This is a genomic window from Stutzerimonas stutzeri, from assembly GCF_002909485.1.
Taxonomy (GTDB): Bacteria; Pseudomonadota; Gammaproteobacteria; order Pseudomonadales; family Pseudomonadaceae; genus Stutzerimonas; species Stutzerimonas stutzeri_AH.
Map to the genome: position 1 here is coordinate 215,257 of NZ_PPXG01000002.1, position 23,436 is coordinate 238,692.

Sequence of the window (23,436 nt, forward strand, 5' to 3'; positions counted from 1 at the left end):
TGTGAATCAAGAAGTCATCGTTGTCGGCGGGGGGGTGATTGGTCTGTTGTCGGCCTATCGGCTGGCGGAGGCAGGCAAGGTCGTGTCGTTGCTGGAGTCAGGGGCTGTCGGTAGCGAGGCCTCTTGGGCCGGCGGCGGGATCGTTTCGCCGTTGTATCCGTGGCGCTACAGCCCGGCCGTCACCGCGCTTGCGCATTGGTCGCAGGATTTCTATCCGCAGCTCGGTGAGCGGTTGCTGGAGGAAACGGGCGTGGACCCGGAGGTTCATGTAACCGGCCTCTACTGGCTGGATCTGCCCGATGAGGCCGAGGCGCTGGACTGGGCCGAGCGCCATGGTCGGCCACTGGCGTCGGTGGCGATGGAGGCGGTGCACCAGGCAGTGCCTTCATTGGGCGACGGTTATGGGCGTGCCGTTTACATGGAGGGGGTTGCAAACATCCGTAATCCTCGTCTGCTCCGCGCTCTGAGTGAGGCACTGCGTCAGTTGCCGAACGTGACCGTAGTTGAGCATTGCCCGGTCGAGGGATTCTTGCACGACGGCGCACGCGTAACAGGCGTGAGGACGGGGCAGGGCGAGATGCGGGCGGATCAGGTGGTCGTGGCGGCGGGTGCCTGGAGTGCGCGACTGCTAGCGACGCTGGGGCTGGAGATTCCGGTCAAGCCGATGAAGGGGCAGATGATCCTCTTCAAGTGCGCCGAGGATTTCCTGCCGAGCATGGTGTTGGCCAAGCGGCGTTATGCGATTCCGCGTCGCGACGGTCATATTCTGGTCGGCAGCACCCTGGAAGATGTCGGCTTCGACAAGACGCCGACGGAAGACGCGCTGGAAAGCCTCAGGGCGACGGCGATCGAACTGCTGCCGGCGCTGGCCGACGCTCAAGTGGTCAAGCACTGGGCCGGGTTGCGTCCGGGTTCGCCGGATGGTGTGCCTTATATAGGGCCGGTCACGGGCTTCGATGGGCTGTGGTTGAACTGCGGGCACTTCCGCAACGGACTGGTGCTCGCACCGGCGTCCTGTCAGCTGCTGGTCGATCTGATGCTTGAGCAGACGCCTATCGTGGATCCGGCGCCCTATGCGCCGACTGGTCGTATTGTTGATCAGGCTGGCTGATCGCCCTGTGCTGCAGTCCAACTTCGCGGGCGGTTCGGGTTTCGTTAGTCGTTGCCCGGACTCAACGCTGCTAGCCGACTCGCATTGCTGGTAAATTAGCCGGCACTTCGGTTCTGCCAGGCAGAGCCAGATTTGCGAGTGAGGTATGCGTGGCGAAAAAAACCACTTCTCTAGCCGGCCTGAGCGGCCTGGTCTACTCCACCGATGCCGGTCGGCATTGCCCTGAATGCAGTCAGCCGCTGGGTAGTTGTGTCTGCAAACAAAACGTCTTGCCCGAAGGTGATGGCATCGCGCGCGTTCGCCGCGAGAGCAAGGGCCGGGGTGGTAAGACGGTCACTACCGTGAGCGGTGTGCCGCTGGCCGAGAACGAACTCAAGGACTTGGCCAGTGCGTTGAAACGCCGCTGCGGAACGGGCGGTGCGCTGAAAGAAGGCGTCATCGAGATTCAGGGCGATCACGTGCAGCTGCTGATCGAGGAACTCACCAAGCGTGGCTTCAAGGCCAAGAAGTCTGGCGGCTGAGCGCCGGTGTGATACCTCTCACCAATTTTCACCATTTTCTGCATATCGGCTGTCGAAGCCGCATAGCCTTCGCCGGGAGCTTCTGCTCGCTGCGAAATAGTCAATTTCTTCCGGGAGGCCTCGATGCCTGTACGACGTACACGTAAAGACGACGGTAGCCAGTGGACCGCAGCCGATAGCCGCAGCATCTACGGCATCCGCCACTGGGGCGCTGGGTATTTCGCGATCAACGATCAGGGCAATGTAGAAGTGCGCCCGCAAGGCCCAAATGGGGAGCCGATCGAGTTCAGCGGGCTGATTGAGCAATTGCGCGAGGCGGGGCTTTCGCTGCCTCTGCTGGTGCGCTTCCCCGGCATTCTGCAGGACCGCGTGCGGCGCCTGACCGGCGCCTTTGATGCCAACATCGAGCGCATGGAGTACACCGGCAAGTACACCGCGCTGTACCCGATCAAGGTCAACCAGCAGGAAGCGGTGGTTGAGAACATCATCGCCACGCAAAACGTTTCCATCGGTCTGGAGGCGGGCTCCAAGCCGGAGCTGATGGCCGTGCTGGCGCTCGCCCCCAAGGGCGGCACCATCGTTTGCAATGGCTACAAGGACCGCGAGTTCATCCGCCTGGCGTTGATGGGGCAGAAGCTCGGGCACAATGTGTTTATCGTCATCGAAAAGGAGTCCGAGGTCGGGCTGGTGATCGAGGAGGCGAACGAGCTGAAGTTGACACCGCAGGTCGGCCTGCGTGTTCGTCTGTCGTCCCTGGCTTCGTCCAAGTGGGCCGATACCGGCGGCGAGCGCTCCAAGTTCGGCTTGTCTGCAGCTCAGCTGCTATCGGTGATCGAGCGCTTTCGCTCTGTGGGCATGGACCAGGGCATTCGCTTGCTGCACTTCCACATGGGGTCGCAGATCGCCAATCTGGCCGACTACCGTCAGGGCTTCCGTGAGGCGATCCGTTACTACGCCGAGCTGCGCGCGCTGAACCTGCCGGTGGATTACATCGATGTCGGTGGCGGCCTCGGGGTCGATTACGACGGTACTCATTCGCGCAACGCCAGCTCGATCAACTACGACATGGATGAGTACGCCGGCACCGTGGTGGGCATGTTGAAAGAGTTCTGTGAGGCACAGGGGCTGCCACACCCGAACATCTTCTCCGAAAGCGGGCGTGCCATGACGGCGCATCATGCGGTGCTGGTCATGCAGGTCACCGATGTCGAGCGGCACAACGACGAACTGCCGGTGATCGACAACTACGACGAGCTGCCGGAGATCATCCGCTCGCTGGCCGATCTGCTCGGGCCGACCGATCCGGAAATGGTCACCGAGACCTACTGGCGCGCTACCCACTATATGAGCGAGTCCAGTGCGCAGTACGCCTCTGGAAAGCTGACCCTGGCGCAGAAGGCATTGGCCGAGCAGAGTTACTACGCCATCTGCCGTCGCCTGTACAACCAGCTCAAGGCCCGCCAGCGCTCGCATCGTGCGGTGCTCGACGAGCTCAACGACAAGCTCGCGGACAAGTACATCTGCAATTTCTCGGTGTTCCAGAGTCTGCCGGATACCTGGGCGATTGATCAGATTCTGCCGATCGTGCCGCTGCAGCGCTTGAGCGAAGAGCCGGTGCGGCGCGCCGTGCTGCAGGATCTGACCTGCGACTCGGACGGCAAGATCAAGCACTACGTCGACGAGCAGAGCATCGAGAGCAGCATGCCGGTACATGAGGTCGCGCCTGGGGAAGAGTATTTCCTCGGCGTGTTCCTGGTGGGCGCCTATCAGGAGATTCTCGGCGACATGCACAACCTGTTCGGCGATACCGACTCGGTGAACGTCTATCAGCGTGAGGGCGGCAGCTACTACCACGCCGGCATCGAGACCCACGACACCATCGAGGACATGCTGCGCTACGTGCACCTGTCGCCCGAGGAACTGATGACCTATTACCGCGACAAGGTTGCCAGCGCCAAGTTGAGTGCCAAGGAGCGCACCCAGTACATCGATGCCTTGCGTTTGGGGCTGACGCGCTCTTCCTACCTCACGCCTTGATGAAGCTGGACGCGGTATCAGCCGGTTATGACGCCGATACCGCGTGCCATCAATGCAGCCAGCAACGGAATCATCAGGAGCAGGAGCAGCTCAACGCGGATGGTCAGCTTGACCCATCGCGCAGTGCTGTTCGATACATCAGGCGTCTGTCCTATGGACAATGCCGGGCGCCAGCGCAGGAAGGTCAGGGTGGGGTAGATCGACAGGATCGCGATCACCACGAACAGGCCGACCTTGGCGTGAAACAGGCTGTTCTTCAGGTAATAGTCCAGACCTTTGCCATAGAAAATCGCCCGCGCTGCTCCGCTTGCCAGTACCGCCGCCGCAGTGATGCCAAAGGCGATATCGATACGGAACAGGCTGCGCGCACGTTCCAGCGTCATCGGCTGGCGGAACAGCTGATGTTCCAGCAGCAATAGCGCAAAGAGCAGGAATATCGCCAGAAAATGCAGATAGGCAGCGATGGCGTAGGCCATGTTCAGCTTCCTTCGGTGGGGTGTGCGGTGGTCTGCGCGTCCATGGTAAACCAGGCTCCGCGGTGCTGCAGGCGCTGAGCGAGTACGCCCAGGCAGATACCGCGCATCAGCATGAAGCTCAGAAAGGCCAGCCACAAGCCGTGATTGCCAAGGCCCTGCAGCAGCCAGCCCAACGGCAACGTCAGGCCTACGGCCAACAGCATGCTGTTGCGCATTTCCCGCGCACGGGTGGCGCCAATGAACAGCCCATCGAGCAGATAACTCCACACTGCGATCAGAGGCAGGGCCGCCAGATAGGGCAGATAGATCAGAGCGGTCCGGCGAACTTCGGGGATGTCGGTTTGCAGTTGGATGAATAGATGGCCGGCAAGAAGGAAGAACAGGCCAAAGACAACGCTGGCCAGCAGTGACCAACCGCCCGCGACGACCATCACGCGCTGCAGCGTCTTGCGATCGCCTGCACCTATGGCGTGCCCACTCAGCGCCTCCACCGCGTGTGCAAGCCCATCGAGCGCATGAGCGGTCAACAGCAGGCCATTGAGCAAAAGGGCATTGGCAGCAACCGTCGCATCGCCTAGTCGCGCACCCTGCACCGTTACCATAAAGAACACCAGTTGCAGCGCCAGTGAGCGCAGGAAAATGTCGCGGTTGACGGCCATCAGTGGCCGCCAGCTTATCCAGCGGCGCAGTGCTGCAGCATTGAGGCGACCAGGGTAGCGGAGCAGGGCATTGCGGGTCAGGGCCAGACCAAGCAGTGCGCCGCTCCATTCGGCGATCACCGAGGCGCGCGCGGCGCCTGCCACGCCCCAGTCGAGGCCGAGTACGAACCACAAGTCGAGCGCCACATTGATCAGATTGGTGGTCAGCAGAATGGCCAACGGTGCTCGCGCGTTCTGTGTGCCGAGAAACCAGCCGATCAGCGCATAGCTGGCCAGTGCGGCAGGTAGACCGAACAGACGTGTGTGGAAATAGTCGCGGGTCAGCTCGTCCAGTTCAGCCGAGGGCTGCATGAATTGCAGGGCTACGCCCTTCAGTGGGACGCCTATTACCCCTAGCAATAGCGCGAAGCCTAGCGCCAGCAGCAGCCCTTGCAGCAGTATCTGGCGCAAAGCGCCGCCGTCATTGCGGCCGGCCGCCTGGGCGGCGAAGCCCGTCGTGCCCATGCGTAGAAAGCCCATCACCCAGACCAGCAGCGTATAAAGGCTGCCGCCAACTGCCACGGCGCCCAATTGATGCGCGTGTGGCAGATGGCCGATCACGCTGCTGTCCACCAATGCGACCAGTGGAACGGATAGATTGGAGAGGATCATCGGCGCCGCCAGCGCCCACACTTTGTTGTGGGTGGGGGTATGGCGCCAGGCGACAAGCAGGCTAAACATTACGGGCCTCCGGGACGGCCCGGCACTATACGTGGCGTTCAGTGAAAGGGGAAAAGCCGGGTCTTGGTGGGTGTTTCCGGATGTCAAAGGAGCGTGGCAACGCCCTGGTGCGAGTCAGTGAATCAGCCAGCTCAGCAGCCACAGCCCCAGGAACAGCCAGACCAGTCCTCCGATGATCGAGCCGCGGAAGAACGAGCGGACCGCGGCGACCAGCAACAACAGGCCGATCGCCAACGCCACCAGGCTGATCAGCGAGCGGTCCATCCCCAGGGTGCGCGACAGACCCTCGAGGAAGTTATGCCCGGCTCGAGCAAACAGGCCGAAAAAATCGCCCAGCGCCTCGACGATGAAGCGTATGACCGAACCCAGCGCCTGTCCCAGCCATTCGAAGAATCCTTCTACCCGCATGTATCACTCTCCTGAAACGTTCGATTGCGGCGCGCGAGCGCAGCCTTGGGCATTGGGCTGTCGAGCAGGCCCGAGAGTTCCAAGCATCGCTGCTGCCAGCCTGGAACCACTGGCCAGGGAAGGAGGTCTCAGCGTTGCTGCCTGGGCCAACCAGGTTGGCATTAGCCTTCATGCAACTGCAACAAGCTCCAGGCAGCCTGTCTACGATTTCCTGAACGAGAACTTTAATGATGCGAGCCCTTGCCAGAGCGCAGCTGGGACGATTCGCGACGCTGCGCCCTGCATGGTGGTATGGCTGCGTTCTTTTTAGCCTGCTCTATGCCGCATCCTCTATTCATCTGGATGAGCGCCTATTCTACGCGTTGAAAACCACCTGGCATGAAGACACCTGGGAGCGGCGTAGCCTGTGGTTGCCGGAGTACCGGGTGAAAATTGATGCATTGCCGGTAGCGTCGGTGGAGGACAATCTTTCCGGGCTGACCTACGACGAGCATCGTGATCACCTTTGGGCCGTGGTCAACAATCCGGAGGAGCTGGTTGCCCTGGATCGCAACGGCGGCTTCATTGCGCGCTATCCGCTCGAAGAGTTCGAGGATGTAGAGGGCGTGACCTATCTCGGCGATGGCCTGCTGGTGCTGGCCGAGGAGCGTAAGCAGTCGTTGGTTATTGTGCAGATTCCCGACACTGTCCGCCCATTGAAGCGAAGCGACTATCAGGCACTGACGCTTCGTTTGTTTGACGAGGAGAACTCGGGTTTCGAGGGGCTTGGCTACGACCGGGCCGGTGATCGCCTGTTCGTGGTCAAGGAACACTCACCACGCAAGCTCTACGAGATCCAAGGCCTCAAGCGCAGCCTTGCGGGCAACTTGGACGTCAAGATCATCGACCGCGAGGCCTGGATCGAGAAGTTGGATATGGCCAGTGATCTCTCATCGGTACATTTCGATGAGCGAACTGGACATCTGGTGTTGCTCAGCGACGAGGCAAAAATGATGCTGGAGCTGAATGCGAAGGGCGAACTGGTCAGCTTCCGCTCGCTCTGGAGCGGTTTTGCCGGCCTCGAGCGTAGCGTCCCGCAGGCCGAGGGCATGACCCTCGATGCGCGCGGCAACCTCTACCTGGTCAGCGAACCCAACCTGTTCTACGCCTTCGAGCACGACTGACCCTGTCTTTGCCGGTCTGCTAGCCGCGCTGAATCAGCCAGACGCCAGCAAAAACCAGCAGCAGGCCGGCCACTTTGCCCACGCTTATGGAAGACTGGCGAAATCCGGCCCAGCCGAAGTGATCCAGTAGCAGGGCGACGAACAACTGGCCGGCGAGCAATAGGGCCATGAATAGCAGCGCCCCGGTGCGTGGCGCGGCGAAGGCGGCGGTGGCGATAAAGAACGCGCCGAGCAAGCCGCCAGACCAATGCCACCAATTCAGGCTTTTGAGCGTCTGCAGCGCCGGCATATCGCGCTGGATCAATACAATAACGAGCAGCGCCAGGGTCCCTACGGCGAACGAGAGCAGCGCCGCACCCATCACGTTGCCCAGGTGGCGTGCTACCTGGCCATTGATTCCGGCTTGCAGCGGCAGCAGGGCGCCGGCAATGAAGGGCAGGGTGAGTAACCACCAGGCAACGGCAGGCATGTCGGGTCTCCAGGGTCAGGGGCGCGACATTATGGTGCGCGAGGGAACGCCTCGCCAGCGTTGTGGGTTGCCCAGGCGGCGAGTCGCTCAGCGCGGTGGGTATTGCGAAAGCACCTTCGTCACGAGTTCACGCAGGGTGCCGGCGCGCTCGTCGGGCGTTCCCTGGCGGCTACTGAGCACTTGCTCGGCGCTGCCCCGCCAGACCAGCTTGCCGTCGGTGGCGTCATAAAAGTCGATCTGCAGTGTGCCGACCTGGTAGTTGATGGTGCGGGTATCGGTGAACATCGGCCCACCCCAATAGCCGTACCAGGGGTTGCCCCACGCTCCGGATGTAGTGCTGTATTGCTGGGTGCGCTGATCGACGATGTACCAGGCTTGGACATTGACGCCCGCTGCGCTGCCAGCGGTGGCTGGGCGCAGGCCTCGCTGGTCGAGCTGTTCGGCAACAGCGTCGCGGATGCGCTGCTCGGTAAGGTCACTCTTGATACGTGGATCGTCTGGCCGATACTGCAGGGCCGGCTCTTTCCAGCTCCAGGCACGATAGGCTGAGAAGTCCCGCGTTGGATCGAAATCGCGCTGTACTTGTGGGCCTTGGCAGGCTGTCAGAACGAGGAGGAGGGGAATCAGCAACAGGCGGCGGAACATGATCGTTCTCCCGAAGTGGAATCTGCCCAGTCTAGGCCTGATGCAGCCCGGGACCTAGACCATGTTGTCGCGCTCAACGCGGTGGATAGTCTTCGAGCGCGCGTTGTACTGCCTGGCGCACCGCGTCCTGCTGCTTGGCTCGATTGCCGCCGCTGCGTGCTTCGGCCCGATTGCTCCAGACGGACTGGCCGGAAGCCGCGTCGAACATCTCGATTCGTACCGCAAACACCTCTTCTTCGTAATTGCGCACGATGGGCACGCTGGTACCGACGCCATATCCGGAGCCATACCCGTAACCGCCACCGTAGCGGCCTACACCAACGCGCGTGCCATAGTCGTCGTAGGTTTGCCTCAACCTCGTTTCCTTGCTGGCGCTGGCCGCAACCAGCACATCGCCCTTGCCGTTGCCAGCGGCAGGCCGCAAACCGCGCTGATCTAGAGCGCCCGTCACCATTTCCTGCAGTTCCTCGCCGCTGATCGAAGCGGTGCCGGCGGGTGGAGTTCGCCAGCTCCAGCTCTGGTAGCTGGAGAAGTCGCGCGGAGCCGCCGGGTATGTCGGTGACTGGATTTGCTCGATCGGCGGAGCTGGCGGGATGGGGGCCGAGTCCTCGGTGTACGGGTTCTTGCTCTGGCAAGCCACCAGGCTCAGGCAGAGCAAAGGCAAAAAAGCGCGGATCGACATGGATACCTCCCGGCCGGCATTCAGCGGGGCCGACACAACCAGTGCAGGTAACGCCCGAGACCGGCGAATGCGGGATGGCGGCGGTAGGCCAGTTCCATCTCGATCAGGTCGGCAGGCTCGGTACGGGCCTGGAAATCGGCGGGCATGTAATCGTGGAATACGCGCACGCCACTGGTTGATTCGACCTGCCAGTGCGGCGCGAGTTGCGCGGCCAGCTCTCGGGGGTCGAGCGGTTGCTGTGGCGTCAGGCTCTGGCGCTCGCCGGCATAGCTCTGGCTGCGCAGTTTCTTGAAATGGCCCTTGAGCAGGTTGCGATAGATCAGCGCATCGCGGTTGTAGAACGCCAGCGACAGCCAGCCATCCTCGGCAACCAGGCGATGCAGCACTGGCAGGATCGCCTGGGGCTCGGCCAGCCATTCCAGCAAGGCATGGCAGATCACCAGATCGAAGCGGCCTTCGACCTGGCTCTCGACGGCCTGCCAGGGCGCCTGGATGAAGGTGGCCTGCTGGCCGGCTTCGGCGAACTGCTTGCGAGCGCCTTCGAGCATGGGTTCGGCGGGTTCGGCTAGCGTGACCTGATGACCCTGCTGCGCCAGCCACAGGCTCATATGGCCGAGACCGGCGCCAATGTCCAGCACCCTCAGTGGGCGTTGCGGCAGAATCTCGGCGAGATCGGCCTGCAGTACCGCGAGCCGGATCGCACCCTTGGCGCCACCGTAGATTTTCTCGGCGAAGCGTGTCGCCAGCTCGTCGAAATGGCGATCGCTCATCGGGCAAACCGCCGCTCGTTGTCGGCCAGCTTGGCCAGCAGCGCCTGTTCCATGTCGATGCCAAGCTCGCTGCACATCAGCAGCAGGTACATGAGGATGTCGCCGACTTCCTGGCCGGCATGCTCGAGCTTGTCGGCCGAAAGCTGGCGCGACTCGTCTTCGGTCTGCCACTGGAAGATTTCCACCAGCTCGGCCATTTCCACGCTGGCGGCCATGGCGAGATTCTTGGGACTGTGAAAGCGCTGCCAGTCATTCTGGTCGCGGATTGCATGCAGGCGTTGGGTGATCTGTTCGATGTTCATCTGGGACGGGCGGGCTCGTTGGGGCGACAAGCTTCCGTCAGCACGGCGGCGCCCGCAAGGGGCGGATCAGAGACGCCGCACTTTCAGCTCACGCTCGATGGCGATCACGCCGGGACGGTAATCGCCCTGCTCAATGGCGCGGATTGCCTGTTCCAGGGTTTGCTCGGCGATCTGCTCGTGCTGTTGGGAAATCGCATTGACCCGGATCGGCAGGAAATCCAGCAGTTGCGCGTCACCAAAGGTCGCCAGCCGCAGCTGCTCTGGCCACAGCAGATCACGTTCGCGCAGCGCATCGAAGACGCCTTCGAGCAACACGTAGGCTGTGGTGATCAGCGCATCGGGCAGTGGGCCGCGGTCGAGCAGGGCGAGCATCTGTTCGCGGCCACAGGCACGGCTGAACTGTTCGGCCTGCAGCACGCTGACCTGGCCCTGATGCTGGGCGAGCGCCTGACGGAAGCCCTCTTCGCGTTGCTGGCTGATGCGCAAGGCTGGCCGTGCGCTGATCAGGGCGATGCTCGCTTCGGTGGGCGCGTCCAGTGAGCGGGTCAGCTGCGCGGCTGCTTCGCGGTCATCGCTGACCACCGAACAGAAATGCTCGGCATCCAGCGCCCGGTCGAGTGCGATCACCGGGGTGCCGCTCGCCTGGAGCTTGCGGTAGCTGGGGTCATCCGCCGGCAGGCAACTGGCAACGATCAGCGCATCGCAGCGGCGCGAGCGCAGCACCTGGATGACCTGACGCTCGGTGTCCGGCTCGTCATCGGAACCTGCGATCAGCAATTGATAGCCGCGCAAGCGGGCGCGCTGTTCCAGCAGTTTGGCCAGGCGGGCGTAGCTGGGGTTTTCCAGATCCGGAACGATGAATCCAAGGGTTCGCGACTGCCCGCGGCGTAGCCCGGCCGCTTGCTGATCGAGCTGAAAGCCCTGCTGTTCGGCTACGGCCATCACCCGCTCGACCGTGGCCTGGCTGATGCGCCGCTGAGTGGCTTTGCCGTTAAGGACATAGCTGGCGGTGGTTACCGATACGTTGGCGAGGCGGGCGATGTCGGTCAGTTTCAACTACAGGTCCTGGACGGGTGGTTTGAACTCGGGCTTCTAGAATTACCCAATATTGCGTAATGTGCCAGTCTTAGGTGAAACGTTTCAGCAGCTGTTCGGTCATAAGCGCCAGCCCAGGATTCGGGTCATGCCGGCGTGCTGTCGTTCGCACGCCGCCGGTATAAAAACAATCGCGAGCCCGCAAGGAGTTCTCCATGCTTGAGTTGAATGCCCAGCACATCCACATGCGTCAGCACGCGGCGGACAAGCCCGCGGCCCTCGCCCTGCTTGGCGAGGTACTGGTTGCCGATGGGCTGGTGGCGCCCGGTTATCACGACGGCCTGTGCGCACGCGAAGCGCAGGGCTCGACCTTCCTCGGGCAGGGCATCGCGATTCCCCACGGCACGCCGGAAACCCGAGATCAGGTGTTCACCACCGGCGTACGGCTGTTGCATTTCCCAGCCGGGGTCGATTGGGGCAATGGCCAACTGGTTTATCTCGCCATCGGTATCGCTGCGCGTTCGGACGAACATCTACGCCTGTTGCAACTGCTGACCCGAGCCCTCGGCGAGGGTGATCTGAGCGAGGCGCTGCAGAAGGCCGAAAGCCCCGAAGCGATCATCGACCTGCTGCAGGGCGCGCCGCAGGCGCTGGCACTGGACGGCGAACTGGTGTCGTTGGGTGTCACCGCTGATGATTTCGACGAGCTGGCCTGGCAGGGCGTCAAGTTGCTCAAGCGCGCCCAGTGCGTGGAGCCCGGTTTCAATGCCAGTCTGCCGCTTGGCCAGGCACTTTCGCTGGGTGACGGCCTCTGGTGGCTCAGCAGCGAGCAATCGGTGCAGCGCCCTGGATTGGCGTTCGTCACGCCCGCGTCGAATCTTGAACACCAGGGCCAGCCCCTCAATGGTCTTTTCGTGCTCGCCAGCCTGGGCGAAGCGCATCGGGCGATGCTTGAGCGCCTATGCAATCTGCTGATCGAAGGTCGCGGGCAGGAGCTGAGTCAGGCGACTTCCAGCCGCACGGTGCTCGAAGCGCTGGGCGGAGAAGTGGCTGCAGACTGGCCGAGTGCCCAGGTGCCGCTGGCCAACGCCCATGGTTTGCATGCGCGGCCGGCCAAGGTGCTGACCGAAATCGCCCAGGCGTTCGAAGGCGATATCCGCGTGCGGCTGGCTGGCAGCGAGAGCTCCGGGGTATCGGTCAAGAGCTTGAGCAAGCTGCTGGCCATGGGTGCGCATCGTGGTCAGGTGCTGGAATTTATGGCCGAACCTGCCATTGCCGACGATGCGTTGCCGGCGCTGGTGCGTGCGGTGGAAGAGGGGTTGGGCGAAGAAGTCGAGCCGTTGCCGGCCCTGGGTGAGACGGAGCAACCCGTCACAGCCACGCAACCCGATGAGTCGGCCATCAAGCAAGCCGCCCTGCGCGCAGGCGATCAGGTGAATGGCATTGCTGCTTCTCCCGGCATCGCCATCGGTCCGGTGCTGGTGCGCAAACCACAGGTGATCGACTACCCCAAGCGCGGCGAGTCGCCTGCAGCGGAGCTGCAACGGCTGGATGCCGCGCTGAACAGCGTGCACGGCGAGATAGGCAAGCTGATCGAAGCGAGTCAGGTCGCCAGCATCCGCGACATCTTTACTACCCATCAGGCCATGCTGCGTGACCCGGCGCTGCGCGAGGAAGTCCAGGCGCGTCTGCAAAAAGGATTGAGCGCCGAAGCAGCCTGGATGGAGGAAATCGAAACCGCGGCGCAGCAGCAGGAGGCCTTGCACGACAAGCTGCTGGCCGAGCGGGCCGCCGACCTGCGTGACGTGGGTCACCGCGTGCTGGCCTGCCTGGCCGGTGTCGAAGCCGATCAGGCTCCGGATGAACCCTACATCCTGGTGATGGACGAGGTGGCGCCTTCGGACGTCGCCACGCTGAACGCCCAACGTGTCGCGGGGATTCTTACCGCTGGCGGCGGCGCCACTTCGCACAGCGCCATCATCGCCCGTGCGTTGGGTATCCCGGCCATCGTCGGTGCCGGGCCGGGTGTGCTCGGGCTGGCGCCAAACACACTGCTGCTGCTCGACGGCGAGCGCGGTGAGCTGCTGGTGTCGCCGACCGAGGCGCAGCTGGAACAGGCTCGCAGCGAACGTACCAGTCGCGAAGAACGCAAGCGCCTGGCAAATGAGCGTCGCCTGGAGCCGGCCATCACTCGTGACGGTCATCATGTCGAGATCGCCGCCAATATCGGCGCGGCCGGCGAAACCCCGGAAGCAGTGGCGATGGGCGCCGAAGGCATCGGCCTGCTGCGCACTGAGCTGGTGTTCATGAACCATTCCCAGGCGCCGGATCAGGCAACCCAGGAGGCCGAGTACCGCCGAGTGCTGGAAGCCCTCGACGGCCGGCCGCTGGTGGTGCGCACTTTGGACGTCGGTGGTGACAAGCCGCTGCCGTACTGGCCGATGCCAGCCGAGGAAAACCCGTTTCTTGGCGTGCGCGGGATTCGCCTGAGCCTGCAACGCCCGGACATCCTCGAAACCCAGCTGCGTGCCTTGCTCGCTTCGGCTGATGGCCGCCCGCTGAGGATCATGTTCCCCATGGTCGGCAATATCGACGAGTGGCGCACCGCCAAGGCCATGGTCGACCGCCTGCGCGTGGAGCTGCCGGTGGCCGATCTGCAGGTCGGCATCATGATCGAGATCCCCTCAGCAGCTTTGATCGCGCCAGTGCTGGCGCAGGAAGTCGACTTCTTCAGTATCGGCACCAACGACCTGACCCAGTACACCCTGGCCATCGACCGCGGCCACCCGACGCTTTCCGGCCAGGCCGACGGGCTGCATCCGGCGGTGTTGCGCCTGATCGGCATGACGGTCGAGGCGGCCCACGCCCATGGCAAGTGGGTCGGTGTCTGTGGCGAGCTGGCTGCCGACGCGCTGGCGGTGCCGATGCTGGTGGGACTGGGCGTGGATGAGCTGAGCGTGTCGGCGCGCAGCATTGCACTGGTGAAGGCGCGCGTCCGCGAGCTGGATTTCGCCACCTGCCAACGACTGGCTCAACAAGCCTTGATGCTGCCTGGCGCCCATGAAGTCCGCGCCTTCGTCGGGGAGCACTGCTGATGGCTCGCGTGCTGACCGTCACCCTCAACCCGGCCCTGGACCTGACCGTGCAGCTGCCGTCGCTGCGCATGGGCGAGGTCAATCGCAGTGAAAGCCTGCAGGTGCATGCCGCCGGTAAGGGGCTGAACGTCGCGCAGGTGCTGGCCGATCTCGGCCATCAGCTGACCGTCACCGGTTTTCTTGGGGAATCTAATCCGCAAGCCTTCGAACAGCTGTTCGCCGCGCGGGACTTCACTGATGAGTTCGTCCGTGTCGCCGGTGAAACCCGCAGCAACCTCAAGCTGGCCGAGACGGATGGGCGGGTCACCGATATCAATGGCCCGGGGCTCGCCGTGAGCGAGGGGCAGTGCGATGAGCTGCTGGCTCGGCTCCAGCGGCTGGCGCCTGCTCATGACCTCGTGGTCGTAGCCGGCAGCCTGCCGCGTGGCATCGACAGTCAGTGGTTCGTCCAGCTGCTGAACTCGCTCAAAGAGCTCGGCGTGCGGGTGGCGCTGGATACCAGCGGCGCCGCGTTGCGTGACGGGCTGGCGACCCGGCCGTGGCTGATCAAGCCCAACGAGGAGGAGCTGGCCGAGGCCCGTGGCGTTGATCTCACCGGTTCTTCGGCGCTGCTGGCCGAAGCGCGACGACTGCAAGCCGAAGGCATCGAGCACGTGGTGGTTTCGCAGGGCGCCAATGGCGTCAGCTGGTTCTCGCCGAGCGCGGCGCTGCATGCCCAGCCGCCCAAGGTTCAGGTCGTCAGCACCGTCGGTGCGGGCGACTCACTGCTGGCCGGCATGCTCCACGGTCTGCTGGAAGGCTGGCCGGCCGAGCGGACCCTCACACACGCCACCGCCATCGCCGCGCAGGCGGTTGGGCAGGTCGGCTTTGGCATCACTGATACGGCGCAACTGGCCGAACTCCAGGCCGCAGTGCGTCTCCAGCCGCTGAGCCAATAACTCGAATAAGAGGTGAAGGAATGAATCTTCTCATCGTTACGGCCTGCCCCAACGGAATGGTCACCAGCGTGCTGACGTCACGCCTGCTTGAAGCGGCGGCCCATCGTCTGGGCTGGTCGACTGCCGTGGAAGTCCACGACCCCAAGGCCATTGGCTCGCCGCTGACGCCTGCACAGATCGCCAATGCTGACCTGGTGATCGTGGTGAAAACCGGGCCGCTGTCATTGCAGCGCTTCATTGGCAAACGCGTCGCGCAATCAACGCCATCCGAAGCGCTGCTCGACCCGGAAGGCTTCCTGCGCAATGCCGCGGACAGCGCCAGCGAGCTGCAGCAGGCTGACGAAGCGGACGCCGCGCATACCAGCGGCAAGCCCAAACTTGTCGCCATCACCGCTTGCCCGACCGGTGTAGCACACACCTTTATGGCGGCCGAAGCGCTGCAGCAGGCTGCGGTTCGTAAGGGCTACGACCTGCAGGTTGAAACCCGCGGATCGGTGGGCGCGCGCAATGTGCTGGAAGCGGGCGCCATCGCCGCGGCCGACGTGGTGCTATTGGCTGCAGACATCGAGGTGGATGTGGCCCGCTTCGCCGGTAAGCGCGTCTTCCGCTGCGGCACCGGCGTTGCGCTCAAGCAGCCTGATGCGACGCTGGATCGCGCGCTGGAAGAGGGCGCGGTGCTAGCTGGAGGCGCCGCTGCCAGCACGGGTGGCGGTGAGCAGAAGGGCGAGAAGACCGGCGTCTACAAGCATCTGCTGACCGGCGTGTCCTACATGCTGCCGATGGTGGTGGCCGGCGGTTTGCTGATCGCGCTGTCATTCGTATTCGGCATTGAGGCGTTCAAGGAAGAGGGCACGCTAGCCGCTGCCTTAATGAAGATCGGCGGCGAAACGGCCTTTCAGCTGATGGTGCCTCTACTGGCCGGCTACATCGCCTATTCCATTGCGGACCGTCCTGGTTTGGCACCGGGCATGATCGGCGGCCTGCTCGCCGGCACCCTCGGTGCGGGCTTCATCGGCGGCATCATCGCCGGTTTCGTCGCCGGTTACGCAGCCAAGGCGGTCAGTCGCTGGATTCCCCTGCCAGCGAGTATCGAATCGCTCAAGCCGATCCTGATCATTCCGCTGTTGGCGAGCCTGGTCACTGGACTGGTGATGATCTACGTGGTCGGCACGCCGGTGGCGAAGATGCTTGCTGGGCTTACGGAATTCCTCGACACCATGGGCACATCCAACGCCATCCTGCTCGGGCTGCTGCTCGGCACCATGATGTGCGTCGACCTTGGCGGGCCGGTCAATAAGGCCGCTTATGCCTTCTCCGTCGGGCTGCTCGCGTCACAGAGCTATGCGCCGATGGCCGCCACCATGGCGGCGGGGATGGTGCCGCCAATCGGCATGGGCATTGCCACGCTCATCGCCCGGCGCAAGTTCGCCCAGACCGAGCGTGAAGCCGGCAAGGCAGCGCTGGTGCTGGGCTGCTGCTTCATCTCAGAAGGGGCGATTCCTTTTGCCGCGAAAGACCCGCTGCGGGTGATTCCGGCCAGCATCGCCGGTGGTGCGCTGACCGGCGCGCTGTCCATGGCCTTCGGTGCAAAGCTGCTGGCGCCCCACGGCGGGCTGTTCGTGCTGCTGATTCCTAACGCCATCAATCACGCGCTGCTGTATCTGCTGGCGATCCTCGCCGGCAGCCTGGTGACGGGGGTGATCTACGCAGTGATCAAGCGGCCCGAGACACAGCCACTCAGTGTTGGGGCGACGGCGTAACGGTTAGCCGAAACGGCTGAACTAAGCCCCATCCATCGTATCCATTGATAGCTGGCGAGACTTTGTGTCAGGAAGTTTCGCCGGCTTTTTTGCTTTTTGTTTTTGTATGAACCGGCTGGAGAGCGTTGCATGAGTATCGATTACGGGCCGCGGCCCATGCGAATTACCCTGACTGCCGCGGTGGTTCTGCTGCTGGGGGTGCTGATGGCGATCGGCGGCGGCTACCTCGCGACATTGGGTGGCTCCTGGTATTACCTGCTGGCAGGCATCGGGTTGCTGGTCGTGGCCGGGCTGTTATTCGCTCGGCGCCGCGCCGCGATCTGGCTATACGCGGTGCTGCTGCTGGCAACGCTGGCCTGGACGCTGTACGAAGTCAGCTTCGACTGGTGGCAGTTGGCGCCGCGGATCGATCTCTGGTGCATCCTTGGGCTCTGGCTGATTCTGCCTTTCGTCAATCGCAACGTCGGCGATCGGCTGGTCTGGCGTGATGGCGCCAGCGGCCTGCTTGGCTTGGGGCTGCTGGCCGGCGCGCTGATCGCAGGCTACTCGCTGACCCAGGATTACCACTCAATCACGGGCGAATTCAGCGACGCGCAGATGCAGGGCCTGAACCCTGAAGGGCAGGCCGGCCAGGTTGCCAGCGAATGGAGAGCCTATGGCGGCTCCGCCCGCGGCGATCGCTACTCGACGGCTGATCTGATCACTCCAGAGAATGTTGGCAAGCTGAAGAAAGCCTGGGAGTTTCACACCGGTGATCTTTCCGGCGAGGGTGACCCTGGCGAGATCACTTATCAGGTGACGCCGTTGAAGGTTGGCGACAATCTGTTCATCTGCACGCCGCACAGCATCGCCATCGCTGTCGATGCCGACAGCGGTGAAGAGCGCTGGCGTTTCGACCCGAGCATCAATCGCGATGCCGAGTACTACCAGCACATGACCTGCCGCGGCTTGGCGTTCCATGACGCCACGGCCTACGGCCCCGCAGCGACGGCGCCGTCCGAGCGGCCCGTTGCGCGCTGCGAGCGCCGCCTGTTTCTACCGACCAACGACGGCACCCTGGTCGCGCTGGATGTCGAGGACGGCAAGCCCTGCGAGGAGTTCGGTGATGCCGGCGTGGTGGACCTGAAGACCGGCCTGGGCGAGGGTGCGCTAGGTGTCTACTTGCCGACTTCACCACCGGTAGTGACCGAGAAGCTGGTCATTGTCGGCGGCTCCATCACTGATAACGGTGCGGTGGACTCACCTGGCGGCGTAATCCGCGCCTATGACGTACGCAGCGGCGAGTTGGTGTGGAATTTCGATCCAGGCAATCCGGACGCAACTGAGCCGTTATCGCCCGGTGAGACCTACGTACGCAGTACGCCGAATTCCTGGACCATCGCCACTGCCGACGAATCGCTTGGCCTGGTTTACATTCCCACGGGCAACCAGACCCCGGACCAGTGGGCGGAACCGCGCACGCCTGAGTCGGAACGCTTCACCGACACGCTGGTAGCGCTGGACCTGGCGACCGGCAAGGTGCGCTGGGAATTCCAGACCGTGCACCACGACCTCTGGGATCGCGACCTGCCCTCGCAACCGACGTTGGTCGACATCAACGGGCCGCAGGGCAAGGTACCGGCCATCATCCAGCCCACAAAGCGTGGCGACCTCTATGTGCTCGACCGTCGCACCGGTGAGCCTATCGTGCCGGTCGAAGAGGTGCCCGTACCCCAGGGCACGGACTACGGCGAATTCACCGCACCGACCCAGCCCGCATCCGCTGTGAGCTATGCGCCGGAAGCGCCGCTGCGCGAACGCGACATGTGGGGTGGTACACCGCTCGACCAGATGATGTGCCGCATCCAGTTCCGCAAGCTGCGTTACGACGGTGACTTCACGCCACCGTCCGAGCAGGGTTCGTTGATCTATCCGGGCAACGTCGGCACGTTCAACTGGCCATCGGTAGCGGTCGATCCGAGCCGGCAGCTGCTGTTTGGTGCGCCGAATTACCTGGCATTCGTCTCGACCATGGTGAAGCGCAGCGACGTTGACCCCGATGAGCGTACCGGCGGTGGCGAGACCGGGCTGCAGCCAAACCTCGGGGCGCCGTATATGGTACGGCTGGAGCCGTTCATGTCTGTTCTCGGCCTGCCATGCCAGACGCCGCCATGGGGCTTCGTCACCGCGCTGGATCTGCGCAGCATGAAAAAGGTCTGGATGCACAAGAATGGCACCAGCCGCGACAGTGCCCCACTGGGCATTCCGTTCCCGGTTGGCACGCCAGCGTTGGGCGGCCCGATCATCACGGCCGGTGGCGTAGGCTTCATGAGCGGTACGCTGGATTACTACCTGCGCGCCTATGACCTGCAGACCGGTAAGGAGCTCTGGAAGGGGCGCCTGCCCGCGGGTGGCCAGGCCACACCGATGACCTACGTGTCCGAGAAAAGCGGCAAGCAGTACGTGGTGCAGATGGCCGGTGGGCATGGTTCGTTCGGCACCAAGCTCGGTGATTCACTGATGGCGTGGACGCTTGAGGAGTAGGTGAAGCGGGGCAGGTGGCGACGTCGACCGCGGCGCTCGACATAGCCACCAGCCCCTCACCCTAGCCCTCTCCCCAGAGGGGAGAGGGGACTGGACCGGGTTGGATTTCAGCTTGGTGGATCGGCTAACGCCAGGATTGGGCGCTGGGATGAGAGCGTGCTGAGGGTTGTTGCAACTGCTTGATGGGCAGCCCGTGCTCACGCCCCTCGCTTGCTCTGCAACGTCTGCATGAATACAAGTGATCCGGCCGCCTCAATCCGGCTCCCTCTCCCCATTGGGGAGAGGGGTATGGGTCTCAATCCAGCTCAAGATTTCAGCCAGGACACCCTCTAGATTCCGTATCACATCCAGATTGCTGAAGCGTAGAACCTCCAGCCCGTGGTGCTGCAGGTAGGCCGTGCGCAAACGGTCCTTCGCCAGGCCAGCTTCGTCGAAGTGCTGACCGCCATCGAGTTCAACTACAAGCCGCAACTCTGCACAGTAGAAGTCCAGGACATAGGGTGGGCACGGATGCTGCCGGCGAAATTTGAATCCGGCTAAACCCCGATTGCGCAGCCGTCGCCACAGCAGGCGCTCGCAATCAGTGAGTTGGCCTCGAAGACTTCTGGCGAACTGGAGCTGTTGCGCAGAGCGGCGTTCGGTGGGCATATCACTTCCTTGTGGAAAGCGGGGCTCTCGCATCCTTGCAAGAGGTCCAGTGGGCGCAGCCTCGCGGCGGTGCCCTATCAAATGCGCCCGCTATACGCAGCAGCCGCATTTCCGGCATTAGTGATGCTCGCGCGTCGCCCTGAATTTCACATCCGGCCAGCGCTCTTCCATCAGGCTCAGGTTCACCCGGGTCGGCGCCAGGTAAGTCAGGTGGCCGCCGCCGTCGATGGCGAGGTTCTCGTAGGCTTTGTTGGTGAAGTCTTCGAGTTTCTTCTTGTCATCGCACTCGATCCAGCGCGCCGACCAGACGTTGATCGCCTCATAGGCACACTCGACCTTGTATTCCTCTTTCAGGCGGCTGGCGACGACGTCGAACTGCAGCACGCCGACCGCGCCGAGAATGATGTCGTTGTTGCGCTCGGGGAAGAACACCTGGGTCGCGCCTTCCTCGGCGAGTTCCTGCAGACCCTGGCGCAGCTGCTTGGACTTCAGCGGGTCCTTCAATCGCACGCGGCGGAACAGCTCCGGGGCGAAGTGCGGGATACCGGTAAAACCGAGGTTCTCGCCTTCGGTGAAGGTGTCGCCGATCTGGATGGTGCCGTGGTTGTGCAGGCCGATGATGTCGCCGGCGTAGGCTTCCTCCAGCATCTCGCGCTCGCTGGAGAAGAAGGTCAGGGCGTCGGCGATGCGGATGTCTTTGCCGATGCGCGCATGGCGAAGCTTCATGCCTTTCTCATACTTGCCCGAGCAGATGCGCATGAAGGCGATGCGGTCGCGGTGCTTGGGGTCCATGTTCGCCTGGATCTTGAACACGAAGCCGGTGAATTTTTCCTCGACCGGCTCGACCACCCGCTCGTTGGCTGCACGCGCCAGCGGACGCGGCGCCCAGTCGACGACGGCGTCGAGCACATGATCCACGCCAAAGTTGCCAAGTGCGGTACCGAAGAACACGGGGGTCAGCTGACCGCTGAGGAATTCGTCCTGGTCGAACTCATGGCAGGCGCCCTGGACCAGCTCCAGCTGCTCGACGAAGCGGTCGTAGTCGTCGCCGATGTGCAGGCGTGCTTCGTCGGAATCCAGATTCTGGATGATCTTGACGTCGGTGCGCTCATGCCCGTGGCCCGGCGTGTAGACGATGATGTAGTCATCCTTGAGGTGGTATACGCCTTTGAAATCGCGGTAGCAGCCGATCGGCCAGGTGATCGGCGCGGCCTTGATCTTGAGCACCGCCTCGATTTCGTCGAGCAGTTCGATAGGATCGCGGATGTCGCGGTCGAGCTTGTTGATAAAGCTGACGATGGGCGTGTCGCGCAGGCGGCAGACGTCCATCAGCGCGATGGTTCGCGGTTCGACACCCTTGCCGCCGTCGAGCACCATCAGTGCACTGTCCACCGCGGTCAGGGTGCGGTAGGTGTCTTCCGAGAAGTCTTCGTGGCCGGGAGTGTCGAGCAGGTTGATCATATGATCGCGGTAGGGGAACTGCATCACCGAGGTGGTGATGGAGATGCCGCGCTGCTTCTCCATTTCCATCCAGTCGGAGGTGGCATGGCGGTCGGATTTTCGCGACTTCACGGTGCCGGCGATCGCGATCGCCTTACCCATCAGCAGCAGCTTCTCGGTGATGGTGGTCTTGCCCGCATCGGGGTGCGAGATGATGGCGAAGGTACGGCGCTTCGCGACTTCGGCGGCCTGAGTGGTCATCGGAATTAAGGAACCCGTCGACGAGTAGTCGGTCTGTCAAAAAAGGCGGCGATTATAGCGGTAAATGAATTTCGCTGCGGCTCGCACGGCAGCGGAAATCGCCGATTTGTGCAGTTTCCGTGACGCTTTGTTTTGAATCGACAACATCTCGAAACGGATGCAACCCAGGGACGTTTTTTTGATTGATCTATGCCCCCCTTGGTCCTAAAGTTCGCGCCCGAACGTCCATGCTGGCAACGATCCATCCGGCTCAAGTACTGACGACGAGAGATCCCCGTGATACTCGGCGACATGCCTTGGGAAGTAGGCGAACCAAAGTGGGGAAACTGATCAGGCGTTCTTGTCAGGGCTGATGCCCTCCATCCCTCATCCGACTTTTGTTTCCCGTTTTTTGGAGTCCCACGCATGACGGTCAAGATCGAAGACTATTACCCCCGCGCCACCTTCCAGAAGATGAAGGCGTTCGCCGACCAGCACGAAACTCCCTTCGTGGTGATCGATACCGAAACCATCAGCAAGGCCTACGACGACCTGCGTGCCGGTTTCGAATTTGCCAGCGTGTACTACGCCGTCAAGGCCAACCCTGCGGTGGAAATCATCGACCTGCTGCGTGACAAGGGCTCGAACTTCGACATCGCCTCGATCTACGAGCTGGACAAGGTCATGTCCCGTGGCGTCGGTCCGGAGCGCATCAGCTACGGCAACACCATCAAGAAATCCAAAGACATTCGCTACTTCTACGAGAAGGGCGTGCGCATGTTCGCCACCGACTCCGAGGCTGACCTGCGCAATATCGCCAAGGCTGCTCCGGGCTCGAAAGTCTATGTACGGATCCTGACCGAAGGCTCGACCACCGCCGACTGGCCGCTGTCGCGCAAGTTCGGCTGCCAGACCGACATGGCCATGGATCTGTTGATCCTCGCCCGTCAGCTGAAGCTGGAACCCTACGGCATCTCGTTCCACGTCGGCTCGCAGCAGCGCGACATTTCCGTATGGGACGCAGCCATCGCCAAGGTCAAGGTGATCTTCGAGCGTCTGAAGGAAGAAGACGGCATCGAGCTGAAGATGATCAACATGGGTGGCGGCTTCCCGGCCAATTACATCACCCGCACCAACAGCCTTGAAACCTATGCTGAAGAAATCATTCGCTTCCTCAAGGAAGACTTCGGTGATGAGCTGCCAGAAATCATTCTCGAGCCAGGCCGTTCGCTGATCGCTAACGCCGGCATCTTGGTCAGCGAAGTGGTGCTGGTGGCGCGTAAGTCGCGCACCGCCGTTGAGCGCTGGGTGTATGTCGATGTGGGCAAGTTCAGTGGCCTGATCGAAACCATGGATGAGTCCATCAAGTTCCCGATCTACTCCGAGAAGAAGGGCGAAGTGGAGGAAGTGGTAATCGCGGGTCCGACCTGCGACAGCGCGGACATCATGTACGAGAACTACAAGTACGGCCTGCCGCTGAACCTGGCCATTGGTGACCGCCTGTACTGGCTGTCCACCGGTGCTTACACCACCAGCTACAGCGCAGTGGAGTTCAACGGCTTCCCGCCGCTGAAGGCTTACTACATCTAAGCCTCGCGTCATTCAAGAAACCCGCCTTTCCGGCGGGTTTTTTGCGTTTTTGGGCGGGCTGATATTGGATGCAACGTGGTGAGCCGGATGTGGCAATGGCCTTTGGATTGTTGTGATCGGGCGGCGATTGGCCGGAAAAATATTCGAAAGCTGCGCAGCTCAAGGTCTTTACCGGACCTTTACCCTCTACCTGCTTTTTCCCTG

General features: G+C 62.6%; 20 protein-coding genes. 9 read left to right on the plus strand and 11 right to left on the minus strand.

Annotation, left to right across the window (positions count from 1 at the left end; translation table 11 throughout):
* The first annotated feature begins 1 nt into the window (after position 1).
* The 3 genes from thiO to speA all read left to right on the plus strand — a co-directional run bounded on the left by thiO (position 2) and on the right by speA (position 3,669).
* On the plus strand, positions 2-1,111 hold the full coding sequence (thiO, locus tag CXK91_RS04610; RefSeq protein WP_103455161.1) for a glycine oxidase ThiO: 1,110 nt from the start codon (positions 2-4) through the stop codon (positions 1,109-1,111).
* 149 nt (positions 1,112-1,260) lie between these two features.
* Positions 1,261-1,632 carry a translation initiation factor Sui1 gene (locus tag CXK91_RS04615; RefSeq protein ID WP_103455162.1) on the plus strand — a complete coding sequence of 124 codons (372 nt, stop codon included), beginning with the start codon at positions 1,261-1,263 and terminating at the stop codon, positions 1,630-1,632.
* Between the two features lie 123 nt (positions 1,633-1,755).
* Positions 1,756-3,669: an arginine decarboxylase gene (gene speA, locus CXK91_RS04620; protein WP_103455163.1), complete on the plus strand. Its 1,914-nt coding sequence runs from the start codon at positions 1,756-1,758 to the stop codon at positions 3,667-3,669.
* Positions 3,670-3,686: 17 nt separating this feature from the next.
* Here speA and CXK91_RS04625 read toward each other — a convergent pair whose 3' ends face one another.
* The 3 genes from CXK91_RS04625 to CXK91_RS04635 form a co-directional block, all read right to left on the minus strand.
* A complete protein-coding gene (locus tag CXK91_RS04625; protein WP_103455164.1) occupies positions 3,687-4,145 on the minus strand; it encodes a DUF2214 family protein in 459 nt (152 codons plus the stop codon).
* 2 nt (positions 4,146-4,147) lie between these two features.
* On the minus strand, positions 4,148-5,524 hold the full coding sequence (locus CXK91_RS04630) for an MATE family efflux transporter (protein ID WP_103455165.1): 1,377 nt from the start codon (positions 5,522-5,524) through the stop codon (positions 4,148-4,150).
* Between the two features lie 114 nt (positions 5,525-5,638).
* Positions 5,639-5,932 (minus strand): hypothetical protein, encoded by a 294-nt coding sequence (locus CXK91_RS04635; protein ID WP_103455166.1) that lies wholly within the window; start codon positions 5,930-5,932, stop codon positions 5,639-5,641.
* A 230-nt stretch (positions 5,933-6,162) separates the two neighbouring features.
* Here CXK91_RS04635 and CXK91_RS04640 point away from each other — a divergent pair, with 230 nt between their 5' ends.
* Positions 6,163-7,095: an SdiA-regulated domain-containing protein gene (locus CXK91_RS04640; protein ID WP_103455526.1), complete on the plus strand. Its 933-nt coding sequence runs from the start codon at positions 6,163-6,165 to the stop codon at positions 7,093-7,095.
* Positions 7,096-7,114: 19 nt separating this feature from the next.
* Here CXK91_RS04640 and CXK91_RS04645 read toward each other — a convergent pair whose 3' ends face one another.
* From CXK91_RS04645 to cra, 6 genes are all read right to left on the minus strand, one after another.
* On the minus strand, positions 7,115-7,564 hold the full coding sequence (locus CXK91_RS04645) for a DMT family transporter (RefSeq protein WP_003281530.1): 450 nt from the start codon (positions 7,562-7,564) through the stop codon (positions 7,115-7,117).
* 87 nt (positions 7,565-7,651) lie between these two features.
* Positions 7,652-8,209, minus strand: coding sequence for a DUF4136 domain-containing protein (locus tag CXK91_RS04650; RefSeq protein WP_103455167.1), 558 nt, complete (start codon positions 8,207-8,209; stop codon positions 7,652-7,654).
* Positions 8,210-8,282: 73 nt separating this feature from the next.
* Positions 8,283-8,891 carry a DUF4136 domain-containing protein gene (locus CXK91_RS04655; RefSeq protein WP_103455168.1) on the minus strand — a complete coding sequence of 203 codons (609 nt, stop codon included), beginning with the start codon at positions 8,889-8,891 and terminating at the stop codon, positions 8,283-8,285.
* Between the two features lie 20 nt (positions 8,892-8,911).
* Positions 8,912-9,661, minus strand: coding sequence for a methyltransferase domain-containing protein (locus CXK91_RS04660; RefSeq protein WP_103455169.1), 750 nt, complete (start codon positions 9,659-9,661; stop codon positions 8,912-8,914).
* Complete coding sequence (locus tag CXK91_RS04665) at positions 9,658-9,963, minus strand: nucleotide pyrophosphohydrolase (protein ID WP_003302193.1); 306 nt, start codon at positions 9,961-9,963, stop codon at positions 9,658-9,660. The genes CXK91_RS04660 and CXK91_RS04665 overlap by 4 nt, the downstream gene beginning before the upstream one ends.
* Before the next feature lie 66 nt (positions 9,964-10,029).
* On the minus strand, positions 10,030-11,019 hold the full coding sequence (cra, locus tag CXK91_RS04670; protein WP_103455170.1) for a catabolite repressor/activator: 990 nt from the start codon (positions 11,017-11,019) through the stop codon (positions 10,030-10,032).
* A 194-nt stretch (positions 11,020-11,213) separates the two neighbouring features.
* On the opposite strand from cra, the gene ptsP reads away from it, so the two are divergent.
* The 4 genes from ptsP to CXK91_RS04690 all read left to right on the plus strand — a co-directional run bounded on the left by ptsP (position 11,214) and on the right by CXK91_RS04690 (position 19,314).
* A complete protein-coding gene (ptsP, locus tag CXK91_RS04675) occupies positions 11,214-14,093 on the plus strand; it encodes a phosphoenolpyruvate--protein phosphotransferase (protein ID WP_103455171.1) in 2,880 nt (959 codons plus the stop codon).
* Positions 14,093-15,031 (plus strand): 1-phosphofructokinase, encoded by a 939-nt coding sequence (pfkB, locus tag CXK91_RS04680; protein WP_103455172.1) that lies wholly within the window; start codon positions 14,093-14,095, stop codon positions 15,029-15,031. Before ptsP ends, pfkB begins: the two co-directional genes overlap by 1 nt.
* 20 nt (positions 15,032-15,051) lie before the next feature.
* Complete coding sequence (locus CXK91_RS04685; protein ID WP_103455173.1) at positions 15,052-16,791, plus strand: PTS fructose-like transporter subunit IIB; 1,740 nt, start codon at positions 15,052-15,054, stop codon at positions 16,789-16,791.
* Between the two features lie 129 nt (positions 16,792-16,920).
* Positions 16,921-19,314 carry a membrane-bound PQQ-dependent dehydrogenase, glucose/quinate/shikimate family gene (locus CXK91_RS04690; protein WP_103455174.1) on the plus strand — a complete coding sequence of 798 codons (2,394 nt, stop codon included), beginning with the start codon at positions 16,921-16,923 and terminating at the stop codon, positions 19,312-19,314.
* Positions 19,315-19,566: 252 nt separating this feature from the next.
* Here CXK91_RS04690 and CXK91_RS04695 read toward each other — a convergent pair whose 3' ends face one another.
* Positions 19,567-19,962: an endonuclease domain-containing protein gene (locus tag CXK91_RS04695; RefSeq protein WP_103455175.1), complete on the minus strand. Its 396-nt coding sequence runs from the start codon at positions 19,960-19,962 to the stop codon at positions 19,567-19,569.
* A gap of 117 nt (positions 19,963-20,079) precedes the next feature.
* Positions 20,080-21,663: a peptide chain release factor 3 gene (locus CXK91_RS04700; protein ID WP_103455176.1), complete on the minus strand. Its 1,584-nt coding sequence runs from the start codon at positions 21,661-21,663 to the stop codon at positions 20,080-20,082.
* A 405-nt stretch (positions 21,664-22,068) separates the two neighbouring features.
* Between CXK91_RS04700 and CXK91_RS04705 the strand changes: the two genes are divergently transcribed.
* Positions 22,069-23,232: a type III PLP-dependent enzyme gene (locus tag CXK91_RS04705; RefSeq protein ID WP_103455177.1), complete on the plus strand. Its 1,164-nt coding sequence runs from the start codon at positions 22,069-22,071 to the stop codon at positions 23,230-23,232.
* The last annotated feature ends 204 nt before the right edge of the window (positions 23,233-23,436 follow it).

Excerpts from the sequence above, each read along its gene's own strand:
- CXK91_RS04685 (WP_103455173.1), top strand. The coding sequence starts at position 15,052 with ATGAATCTTCTCATCGTTACGGCCTGCCCCAACGGAATGGTCACCAGC.
- speA (WP_103455163.1), top strand. The coding sequence starts at position 1,756 with ATGCCTGTACGACGTACACGTAAAGACGACGGTAGCCAGTGGACCGCA.
- CXK91_RS04645 (WP_003281530.1), bottom strand. The coding sequence starts at position 7,564 with ATGCCTGCCGTTGCCTGGTGGTTACTCACCCTGCCCTTCATTGCCGGC.
- CXK91_RS04630 (WP_103455165.1), bottom strand. The coding sequence starts at position 5,524 with ATGTTTAGCCTGCTTGTCGCCTGGCGCCATACCCCCACCCACAACAAA.
- CXK91_RS04650 (WP_103455167.1), bottom strand. The coding sequence starts at position 8,209 with ATGTTCCGCCGCCTGTTGCTGATTCCCCTCCTCCTCGTTCTGACAGCC.
- CXK91_RS04660 (WP_103455169.1), bottom strand. The coding sequence starts at position 9,661 with ATGAGCGATCGCCATTTCGACGAGCTGGCGACACGCTTCGCCGAGAAA.
- CXK91_RS04625 (WP_103455164.1), bottom strand. The coding sequence starts at position 4,145 with ATGGCCTACGCCATCGCTGCCTATCTGCATTTTCTGGCGATATTCCTG.
- CXK91_RS04705 (WP_103455177.1), top strand. The coding sequence starts at position 22,069 with ATGACGGTCAAGATCGAAGACTATTACCCCCGCGCCACCTTCCAGAAG.
- CXK91_RS04700 (WP_103455176.1), bottom strand. The coding sequence starts at position 21,663 with ATGACCACTCAGGCCGCCGAAGTCGCGAAGCGCCGTACCTTCGCCATC.
- CXK91_RS04665 (WP_003302193.1), bottom strand. The coding sequence starts at position 9,963 with ATGAACATCGAACAGATCACCCAACGCCTGCATGCAATCCGCGACCAG.
- CXK91_RS04690 (WP_103455174.1), top strand. The coding sequence starts at position 16,921 with ATGAGTATCGATTACGGGCCGCGGCCCATGCGAATTACCCTGACTGCC.
- ptsP (WP_103455171.1), top strand. The coding sequence starts at position 11,214 with ATGCTTGAGTTGAATGCCCAGCACATCCACATGCGTCAGCACGCGGCG.
- CXK91_RS04635 (WP_103455166.1), bottom strand. The coding sequence starts at position 5,932 with ATGCGGGTAGAAGGATTCTTCGAATGGCTGGGACAGGCGCTGGGTTCG.
- CXK91_RS04655 (WP_103455168.1), bottom strand. The coding sequence starts at position 8,891 with ATGTCGATCCGCGCTTTTTTGCCTTTGCTCTGCCTGAGCCTGGTGGCT.
- CXK91_RS04640 (WP_103455526.1), top strand. The coding sequence starts at position 6,163 with ATGCGAGCCCTTGCCAGAGCGCAGCTGGGACGATTCGCGACGCTGCGC.
- CXK91_RS04695 (WP_103455175.1), bottom strand. The coding sequence starts at position 19,962 with ATGCCCACCGAACGCCGCTCTGCGCAACAGCTCCAGTTCGCCAGAAGT.
- pfkB (WP_103455172.1), top strand. The coding sequence starts at position 14,093 with ATGGCTCGCGTGCTGACCGTCACCCTCAACCCGGCCCTGGACCTGACC.